Origin of the sequence: uncultured Caballeronia sp. (genome assembly GCF_964243625.1) — a bacterium.
Classification (GTDB): Bacteria; Pseudomonadota; Gammaproteobacteria; order Burkholderiales; family Burkholderiaceae; genus Caballeronia.
Genome location: NZ_CAXTGZ010000257.1, coordinates 1 through 8,193, shown reverse-complemented (window position 1 = coordinate 8,193; position 8,193 = coordinate 1). Strand labels below are relative to the sequence as shown.

At 58.9% G+C, this 8,193-nt stretch carries 13 protein-coding genes; 1 reads left to right on the top strand and 12 read right to left on the bottom strand.

The annotated features are described in order from the left end of the window. From ACFFAR_RS17885 to ACFFAR_RS17875, 3 genes are all read right to left on the bottom strand, one after another. The coding region (locus ACFFAR_RS17885; RefSeq protein WP_174365035.1) for a cytochrome b N-terminal domain-containing protein at positions 1-406 on the bottom strand (406 nt) is incomplete at its 3' end. Continuing rightward, positions 406-1,026 (bottom strand): ubiquinol-cytochrome c reductase iron-sulfur subunit, encoded by a 621-nt coding sequence (petA, locus tag ACFFAR_RS17880; protein WP_086382598.1) that lies wholly within the window; start codon positions 1,024-1,026, stop codon positions 406-408. The genes petA and ACFFAR_RS17885, both read right to left, overlap by 1 nt. A 205-nt stretch (positions 1,027-1,231) precedes the next feature. Continuing rightward, positions 1,232-1,978: a Nif3-like dinuclear metal center hexameric protein gene (locus ACFFAR_RS17875; RefSeq protein WP_062000428.1), complete on the bottom strand. Its 747-nt coding sequence runs from the start codon at positions 1,976-1,978 to the stop codon at positions 1,232-1,234. A gap of 20 nt (positions 1,979-1,998) precedes the next feature. On the opposite strand from ACFFAR_RS17875, the gene ACFFAR_RS17870 reads away from it, so the two are divergent. After that, the gene (locus tag ACFFAR_RS17870; protein ID WP_062168094.1) at positions 1,999-3,228 is read left to right on the top strand and encodes a S1C family serine protease; all 1,230 of its coding nucleotides are present in this window, start codon (positions 1,999-2,001) and stop codon (positions 3,226-3,228) included. 90 nt (positions 3,229-3,318) lie between these two features. Here ACFFAR_RS17870 and tatC read toward each other — a convergent pair whose 3' ends face one another. The 9 genes from tatC to ACFFAR_RS17825 form a co-directional block, all read right to left on the bottom strand. Then, a complete protein-coding gene (gene tatC / locus ACFFAR_RS17865) occupies positions 3,319-4,119 on the bottom strand; it encodes a twin-arginine translocase subunit TatC (protein ID WP_062000430.1) in 801 nt (266 codons plus the stop codon). A 69-nt stretch (positions 4,120-4,188) separates the two neighbouring features. Next, positions 4,189-4,722, bottom strand: a complete 534-nt coding sequence (tatB, locus tag ACFFAR_RS17860; protein ID WP_062000431.1) for a Sec-independent protein translocase protein TatB — start codon at positions 4,720-4,722, stop codon at positions 4,189-4,191. A gap of 70 nt (positions 4,723-4,792) precedes the next feature. After that, positions 4,793-5,020 carry a Sec-independent protein translocase subunit TatA gene (gene tatA, locus ACFFAR_RS17855; protein ID WP_056355605.1) on the bottom strand — a complete coding sequence of 76 codons (228 nt, stop codon included), beginning with the start codon at positions 5,018-5,020 and terminating at the stop codon, positions 4,793-4,795. A 167-nt stretch (positions 5,021-5,187) separates the two neighbouring features. Beyond that, a complete protein-coding gene (locus ACFFAR_RS17850) occupies positions 5,188-5,550 on the bottom strand; it encodes a histidine triad nucleotide-binding protein (protein WP_056355601.1) in 363 nt (120 codons plus the stop codon). 48 nt (positions 5,551-5,598) lie between these two features. Further along, positions 5,599-5,991, bottom strand: a complete 393-nt coding sequence (locus tag ACFFAR_RS17845) for a hypothetical protein (RefSeq protein ID WP_062168100.1) — start codon at positions 5,989-5,991, stop codon at positions 5,599-5,601. Positions 5,992-6,033: 42 nt separating this feature from the next. Continuing rightward, complete coding sequence (locus tag ACFFAR_RS17840; RefSeq protein ID WP_062168101.1) at positions 6,034-6,414, bottom strand: phosphoribosyl-ATP diphosphatase; 381 nt, start codon at positions 6,412-6,414, stop codon at positions 6,034-6,036. Continuing rightward, positions 6,414-6,827 (bottom strand): phosphoribosyl-AMP cyclohydrolase, encoded by a 414-nt coding sequence (gene hisI / locus ACFFAR_RS17835; protein WP_062000436.1) that lies wholly within the window; start codon positions 6,825-6,827, stop codon positions 6,414-6,416. The genes ACFFAR_RS17840 and hisI overlap by 1 nt, the downstream gene beginning before the upstream one ends. Positions 6,828-6,830: 3 nt before the next feature. Continuing rightward, a complete protein-coding gene (gene hisF, locus ACFFAR_RS17830) occupies positions 6,831-7,604 on the bottom strand; it encodes an imidazole glycerol phosphate synthase subunit HisF (protein ID WP_174365499.1) in 774 nt (257 codons plus the stop codon). 164 nt (positions 7,605-7,768) lie between these two features. Further along, the coding region (locus ACFFAR_RS17825) for a HisA/HisF-related TIM barrel protein (protein ID WP_375508207.1) at positions 7,769-8,193 on the bottom strand (425 nt) is incomplete at its 5' end.

The following is an 8,193-nucleotide window of genomic DNA, read 5'->3' as shown; positions in this document are numbered from 1 at the left end:
ACAGGAAAATCGCGCAGCCGAAGATCCAGACAAGTTCACGTGGCTTCCGATACGACCCGTACATCAGTCCACGGAACATGTGCAGATAGACGACGACAAAGAACATCGACGCGCCCGTGGAATGCATGTAGCGGATGAGCCAGCCCCACGGCACCTCGCGCATGATGTATTCGACCGATGCGAACGCCAGCGTCGCATCGGGCTTGTAGTTCATCACGAGGAAAATGCCGGTGACGATCTGGATCACGAGCACCAGCAGTGCAAGCGAGCCGAAGAAGTACCAGAAGTTGAAGTTTTTCGGCGCGTAGTATTCGGAGACGTGCGCTTTCCAGGTCGATGTCAGCGGAAAACGCCTGTCGATCCAGCCCAGGAATCCGCTTGTCTCAACGTCTTTGTTCGTCGCCATTACGCTTCTCCCTTTTCGTCCTTGCCAATCACGAGTGACGTCGCCGAGGTAAACATGTACGGCGGAATGTCGAGGTTCTGCGGCGCTGGCTTGTTCTTGAAGACGCGACCGGCCATGTCGTAGGTCGAACCGTGGCAGGGGCAGAGAAAACCGCCGGGCCAGTCATCGGGGAGATTGGGTTGCGCGCCTTCCTGGAAGCGCGGCGTGGGTGTGCAGCCGAGATGCGTGCAAACGGCGACGGCAACGAACAGGTTCTTGTGCTCCGGGCGCGAGCGGAATTCGTTGTTGCAGTATTCCGGCAGCGGCATCGTGAATTCTTTTTTCGAATGCGGATCGGCGAGTTCGGGATCGGCTTTCTTCACGTCGGCGAGCATTTCGTCAGTGCGGTTCACGATCCACACCGGCTTGCCGCGCCAGGCGACAGTCATCATGTCGCCAGGCTTGAGACCGGATATATCTACTTCGACCGGCGCGCCTGCCGCCTTGGCTTTTTCCGACGGTGCAAACGAACCGACAAACGGGATGACCGTGGCTACGCCACCGAGTCCGCCTGCTACGGTTGTCGCAATCAGCCAGGTCCTGCGGCCGCCGTCGACGCGTTGATCTTCGTTGTCTCGCATCACACGCCCCACTTCTGAGTTGGATTTATACCGTCAGTCCGTTCTACCGACGCTAGTGTGCGCGAATGGAGTCGTCATTTACAAGAGTTGAATAGCAAAAAACGCTCGAAGTCCTTCATTCTTAAGGGTTTCCCCGCACTTTTCAGTCACTCTTGAATGAAGGGGTTATTTACGGAGCATCATTAATTATTGCAGTGCAAGATAATCAGACGGGATTATCGATATCAATAAACACATGCTCGATATCGAAATGTTCGGCCACATGGGCGCCAAGTGCCTGAACGCCATAACGCTCGGTCGCATGATGCCCGGCCGCAACATATGCCACGCCGCTTTCCGCCGCGATGTGCATGGTCTGCTCCGACACTTCGCCGCTAATGTAGACATCGGCGCCGGCGGCGATCGCTTCATCGAAGAAACCTTGCGCGCCGCCCGTACACCACGCCACGCGACGCAATTCCATATCCGGGTCGCCGAACACGAGCGGCTTGCGGCCGAGCTCGTTCTCGACTGTCGCGGTGAAGTGTTCGAGCGACAGCGACATGGGCAATGACGCAATCCAGCCGAGGTCCTGGTCGCCGAACCGGTTGTCCGCGATCAATCCGAGCCGCGCGCCGAGCTGCGCGTTGTTGCCGAACTCGGGATGCGAGTCGAGCGGCAGGTGGTAGGCAAACAGGTTAAGGTCGTTGGCAAGCAGCGTTTTCAGCCGCTGATATTTGCGTCCCGTGACCTGCGGCGCCTCGTTCTTCCAGAAATAGCCATGATGCACGAGCACAGCGTCCGCGCCCCATTCGATCGCGGCTTCGAGGAACGCCAGCGATGCCGTCACGCCCGTCGCCAGTTTCCCGACGCGACGCGAGCCTTCAACCTGCAATCCGTTCGGGCAATAGTCCTTGAAGCGTCCTATTTCCAACAGATTGTTCAGATACAATTCGAGTTCAATCCGATCCATGAATTCCTCTATTCCATCAAATGCTTAGACGCTTCTGGCTGTTTTTTGCCCAAGCGGTGACCGTGCTGTTGGCGCTGATGTTCATCGTCGCGACCTTGAAACCGCAGTGGCTTCAACGCCAGGGAACGTTCGGCAAGCAGCTTGCCGAACCGATCGTCGCGTTGCAGGAAGTGGCTCCCAGCATTGGTTCCCGGCCTGCTCAGTCGTCGTATGCGGATGGCGCGCAAAAAGCGATGCCCGCCGTGGTCAACGTTTTTTCCAGCAAGGACGGCACTTTGCCGCCCGACCCGCGCGCGAAAGATCCGTTGTTCCGGTACTTCTTCGGCGATAAAAACAAGCGCAAAGGCGACGAGACGCCCGCGTCGAATCTTGGTTCAGGCGTGATCGTCAGCTCCGAAGGCTACATTCTAACGAACCAGCATGTCGTCGACGGGGCGGATCAAATTGAAGTTGCACTCGCAGACGGCAGGACGTCATCGGCGAAGGTGATTGGTGTGGATCCTGAAACCGACCTCGCCGTGCTGAAGATCAACATGACGAACCTGCCGACCATCACGCTCGGCCGCATGGACCAGACGCGCGTGGGCGACGTGGTGCTTGCCATAGGCAATCCGTTCGGCGTCGGGCAGACGGTGACCATGGGGATTGTCAGCGCGCTCGGGCGCAATCACCTCGGCATCAATACGTTCGAGAATTTCATCCAGACGGACGCCGCGATCAACCCGGGTAATTCGGGTGGCGCGCTCGTGGATGTGAACGGCAATCTGCTCGGCATCAATACCGCGATTTATTCGCGCAGCGGCGGCTCGCTTGGTATCGGCTTTGCGATTCCGGTATCGACTGCGCGCAGCGTGCTGGAAAGCATCATTACGACGGGAACGGTCACCCGCGGCTGGATTGGCGTTGAACCGCAGGATGTGACGCCGGAAATCGCGGAATCGTTCGGACTCGACCAGAAGTCCGGCGCAATCGTGGCGGGCGTGCTGCAAGGCGGCCCGGCCGATAAAGCCGGCATCAAGCCAGGCGATATCCTGATCAGCATCAACGACGACGCCATCACCGACACGACGCGTTTGCTGAACGTCGTCGCGCAGATCAAGCCAGGGACATCGGTGAAAGTTCACTTGATGCGAAAGAGCAAGGAGCTGGACCTGAATGTGGTGATCGGCAAGCGGCCGATGCAGCCCAAGGCGCCTCAATCACCGGACGACGAAGGCGGCGACCAGGGCGGAGATCAGGGCGACGAGTAAGTAACTTATCCGGACGATGCAAATCAAAAGGCCGTTCCAACTCGACGTTGGAACGGCCTTTATGCTTTAGGTTAGCTGATGACAAACCGCTTACTCGGCATCCCTTTTGGCGTCCTCGGTGGCTTCCGCTTCCTGCACCTTGATTTTGTCCTTCCCGACTATGACTCGCGCTGCAATGATGCCGACCTCGTAAAGAATGATCAGCGGGATGGCCAGAATCAATTGGGAGAACACGTCCGGCGGCGTCACGACCGCTGAGATCACAAATGCGCCAACGATCACGTACGGCCGGATCTGCTTGAGCTTCGCGATCGTCACGAATCCCATGCGTGCCAGGATCACCACGATGATCGGGACCTCGAAGGTCACGCCGAACGCCAGGAACATGGTGAGCACGAAGCTCAGGTAATTATCGATATCCGTCGTCATTTCCGCGCCGAGCGGCGCGTTGTAATGCGCCATCACGCGGAAAATGGTCGGGAAGACGACGAAATACGCGAACGCCATGCCGCACAGGAACAGGAAGTAGCTGCTTCCGACCAGCGGCACGACCAGCTTCTTCTCGTGCTGATACAGCCCGGGCGCAATGAACGCCCAGATCTGATACAGCACGATTGGCAACGCGATCACGAGCGCGACCATCATGGTCACTTTCATCGGCACGAAGAACGAGCCGGTGACGTCCGTGACGATCATCTTGCCGTCCTTCGGCAAGTTCTGCATCAGCGGCCGGGCGAGCAACCTGAAGATATTGGGCGCCCAATAAACCAGGCCGATAAACACGACGATGACTGAAGCGCCTGCGCGGATGATGCGGTCACGCAGTTCGACCAGGTGCGAGATGAACGTCTCTTCGACGGCCTCGTCTTTAATCTGTTGCGGGTCGCTCACGCCGGCCCTCTGCTGGGATTCATCGATGGAAGGGAAGTTGGTGTTCGCGAATTCAAAGCGGCTGCGTCATCAGAAAAACCGCGTCGGACGGCGCAGCGTTTCTGGCGTATGCCGCGCTACACGCGCCGCGCCCGACTGAACGCGCGTCTTGCGTAACGACGTACGCTTATACCAGTTTGGAATGGCACTCTGCTTGACGCGCCAGTTCTTGCGCTTGCCGGACGACGCGCCGCTGTCCGACGATGACCGCCACGTGTCGCCCGAAACATGCGTCAGATCCGGGTCGCCGCCGCCCGCGACGCTGTCGGACACCGATGTGCCCTGCTTCCAGGCATCGTTGAGTTCGTTCTCGTGCTGGCGCAGGTTGTCGTGAATCGTGTTCTCCACGTTCGACGCCGCCGTCTCGAACTCGGTACGCATCTTCTTCAGCTCGTCGAGTTCCATCTCACGCGAGACTTCGGCCTTGACGTCGTTGATGTACCGCTGCGCGCGCCCGAACAGCGCGCCGGCCGTCCGCGCCACGCCGGGCAGACGCTCCGGCCCGAGCACTACCAGCGCGACGACGCCGATCAGCGCCATTTTGGTCAGACCAAGGTCGAGCATGGAATCGAAGATCCTGAAGGTGACGAATGAATACGGCTGGAACTACACGGAGAACCGAGCCGGGCTTGGCTTACCGGTAGTCGCTCGAGCGCGTCTTGTCCTTCGCTTCCACGTCCACCGCGCCGTTGCGCGGCAGTTCGCGCTGCTCGGCCGGCGTCTCGCCTTCCTTCATGCCTTCCTTGAATCCCTTCACCGCGCCGCCCAGATCGCCGCCGATGTTACGCAGCTTCTTCGTGCCGAAAACCAGCGCCACGATCAACAACACGATCAACCAATGCCAAATGCTCAACGAACCCATGACTGAAAACTCTCCTTGGCTTCACCGGGATTGCTGCCCGCAGCGAAGAATGTGGACCTTTCGGCCCGAGTCGGAGCACTGACGCTCCGCTGATTAAACCGACAGTTTGCGCGCGCAATATTGCGATGAAAAGACGCTTTCGATTTCATTACATGAAAACAGCCTTCCTAGCCCATCCGGCGCCACGGCCGCTCGCCCGCAAGAATATGTGCGTGAATGTGATAAACCTCTTGCCCGCCACCCGGCCCCGTATTGATGACCGTACGAAATCCTGTGTCGCCGCCGGTGTATGAAACGCCGAGTTCCTTGGCGAGGCGCGCCGTCAGGCTCAGCATTCTACCAAGCAGCGGCGCATCGGCTTCGGTACAGCTCGACAGTGTCTCAATATGTTTACGCGGAATCACCAGCACATGGACGGGGGCGGCCGGATTGATATCGTGGAAAGCAACGAATTCATCGTCCTCATGGACTTTCTTGCTCGGAATTTCTCCCGCGGCGATCTTGCAGAAAATACAGTTCTCTTGGCTCATGTGTCTCGCGGGTAAATCCCGGTTATCAGTGCGCGGTTAAGTTCTGGTTCAAACCCAGGCGCGCGGTTGCAACGGCTTGTTCTCGTACAAAAACAGCCAGCCTTTTATGACCCGATACAAGGTCCAGATTCCGACCACGGCCAGAACGGGAAAACCGATCAGTACCCAGATCAGCGCAACGCCGATCACATGCCCGAGCAACGCCCACCAGAAAGTGCGGATCTGCCACTGGAAATGCGCTTCATATGGCGTCCCGACGACATCGTCGCGTTTCAGGTAATTGATGATGATCGCAATCAGCACCGTCAATCCGCCGGTCAGCCAATAGGCCGCATAGAGCGCGTACAGCACGTGAGTCAGGGTGCGCAGTCCGCGTAGCCGCTCGGAATCGGCCGGGTTCTCGTAGACGGGCGGTGGATAAGGTTCGTACGGCTGATTCATTTCATCCTCCAGATGCCCTTCGATGCGAACCGACGCCGCTTTTCAGCGGCCGTTTTCGTCCTGCTCGCGGTCGCGGGACTTGCGCAACGCTTTCTCTTCGATCCCCGACGTACCTTCGCGCCGCTCGAGTTCCGCGATGACTTCCGCTGGACCGAGATCGAAATGAGACAGCATCACGAGACAATGGAACCACAAGTCGGCCACTTCACCGACCAGCGCGTTGGGCGCACCACCGTGCCGAGCGTCCTTGGCGGCCAGCACGACTTCGGTGGCTTCTTCGCCGATCTTCTTCAGAACGGCGTCGTCACCTTTATGAAAGAGTCGTGAAACATAGGATTGTTCCGGATCGCCGCCCTTGCGGCTGTCGATAATCGCCGCGAGGCGCAGCAACGTGTCTTGCGTGGAAGTCGTGGATTCGGTCATTACTTGTAGATATGTTCGGGGTCCATCAAGACCGGTTCTACGGCGAGCCAGTCACCCGTTTCCACCGATCCTTCGAATTTTTGGAAAAAGCACGAATGACGGCCGGTATGGCAAGCGATGCCCGATACCTGCTCGACCTTCAGCAATACGACGTCTTCGTCGCAATCGAGCCGGACTTCGTGAACGTGCTGCACGTGTCCCGACTCCTCGCCCTTGAACCACAGGCGTTTGCGCGAGCGCGAGTAATACACGGCGCGCTTCAATTCGATGGTCTTTGCCAACGCCTCGCGGTTCATCCACGCGAACATCAGCACGTCGCCCGTGGCGGATTCCTGCGCGATCACCGGCACGAGACCGTTGTCGTCCCACTTGACCTTGTCGAGCCAGCCCGACGCTTCAGTTTGTGCAGTCACCGCTTAAATCCTCACCGATATACCCTGATCCGCCATGAAGCGTTTTGCTTCGCCGACCGTGTGTTCGCCATAGTGGAAGATGCTGGCAGCAAGCACCGCGTCGGCGTGACCTTCGGTGATGCCGTCGGCGAGATGCGCAAGCGACCCCACGCCGCCCGACGCAATCACCGGAATCGAGATCGCGTCCGATACCGCCCGCGTCAACGCAAGGTCGAAGCCGCTCTTGGTGCCGTCGCGATCCATGCTGGTCAGCAGGATTTCCCCGGCGCCGTACTCCGCCATCTTGCGCGCCCATTCGATCACATCGAGCCCGGTGTTCTTGCGTCCACCGTGCGTGAACACTTCCCAGCGCGGGGTTTCGTCGCCAGTGCTGACGCGCTTGGCGTCGATCGCGACCACAATGCACTGCGAACCATGTTTATACGATGCGTCGCGCACCAGTTGCGGGTTCGACACCGCCGACGAATTCATGCTGATCTTGTCCGCACCCGCGTTCAGCAACCGCCGCACGTCTTCGACAGCCCGCACGCCGCCGCCAACGGTCAACGGAATGAAAACCTGCGACGCCACCTGCTCGATGATCGGCAGGATCAGATCACGTTGATCCGAAGTTGCGGTGATGTCGAGAAACGTGAGCTCGTCGGCGCCTTGATCGTCGTAGCGACGGGCAATTTCCACGGGGTCGCCCGCATCGCGCAATTCGAGGAAGTTGACGCCCTTGACCACGCGGCCAGCGGTGACGTCGAGACACGGGATGATGCGTTTAGCGAGAGCCATAGTCTTGCAAATGCCGTTTTGCTGCGAGTGAATGCTGACGAAGGCGCGGCGGTCTCAGACTTGAAACCGACATCGCGAAAAGACGCTGCGTCGGCGCAAATGCGCATTGAGCGGCCATCAAAGACGCTGGCGGCTTGAATGAAGCGCCGCGCAGCAGCGCTGCTTCAGGCGTCGTCCGCTTCGCGCAGTTTGTCGGCGCGTGCTTGCGCAGCGGTGAAATCCAGGTCGCCCGAGTAAATCGCGCGGCCGCAGATTACGCCTTCAATGCCTTCGTCTTCGACTTCGCATAACGAGTCGATATCGCCGATATTGGACAGGCCGCCGCTTGCGATCACCGGAATCTTGACGGCTTGGGCGAGCCGCACAGTCGCTTCGATGTTGATGCCCTGCAGCATGCCGTCGCGGCCAATGTCCGTGTAGATGATCGCTTCACAGCCGTAATCCTCGAACTTGCGGCCGAGGTCAATGACTTCGTGACCGGTCAGCTTGCTCCAGCCGTCGGTTGCGACCTTGCCGTCTTTCGCGTCCAGACCGACGATGATATGGCCCGCAAAAGCGGTACACGCGTCTTGCAGGAAACCTGGATTCT